The sequence below is a fragment of the Citrobacter sp. 50677481 genome (genome assembly GCF_001463265.1).
GTDB classification, from domain to species: Bacteria; Pseudomonadota; Gammaproteobacteria; order Enterobacterales; family Enterobacteriaceae; genus Citrobacter_A; species Citrobacter_A sedlakii.
Genome location: NZ_LNHZ01000076.1, coordinates 1 through 716, shown reverse-complemented (window position 1 = coordinate 716; position 716 = coordinate 1). Strand labels below are relative to the sequence as shown.

The following is a 716-nucleotide window of genomic DNA, read 5'->3' as shown; positions in this document are numbered from 1 at the left end:
TACCTTGAGAAGAAATTCATCGCAAACCGCCTGGTTTCGCTGGTGCCTTTGCTGCCGCAGAACATGGTGGTTAAACGTCTCACGACCGGGGCGCTGGAATACAAATACACTGAAAACGGTAACGAGCGCGTCATTCCCGTCAAAAACATCATGCACATTCGCGGGTTCGGTCTTGACGGCGTTTGCGGCATGATGCCGATGAAAACAGGCCGGGATGTGATCGGTTCTGCAATGGCGGTTGAGGAGTCTGCTGCGAAGATATTTGAACAGGGGCTTCAGAGTTCAGGTTTTCTCTCCGCTGACAATGCGCTGTCTGACGAACAACGTGAAAGACTTCGCAGCTACATGGCTGCATTTACGGGTTCAAAAAATGCCGGGAAAATCATGGTGCTTGAAGGCGGATTGAAGTACCAGGGCGTCACAATGAATCCCGAAGACGCCCAGATGCTGGAAAGCCGCTCTTTCAGTATTGAGGAAATCTGTCGCTGGTTTCGCGTTCCGCCTTTCATGGTCGGTCACACCACGAAGCAAAGCAGCTGGGCATCCAGTCTGGAGGGCATGAACCTCCAGTTCCTGACACATACCCTGCGACCCCTGTTGGTGAACATAGAACAGGAAATAGGACGGTGCCTGCTGGACAGCGATGATGAGGTGTTCGCAGAGTTCTCTGTAGAAGGACTGCTGCGCGCCGACAGCGCCGGACGTGCCGCGTACTA

1 protein-coding gene is annotated in these 716 nt (G+C 53.5%); it reads left to right on the top strand.

Translation table 11 applies throughout. The features are described 5' to 3' along the window. A partial coding sequence (locus APU02_RS23850; RefSeq protein WP_072197188.1) for a phage portal protein occupies positions 1-716 on the top strand: 716 nt, incomplete at both ends.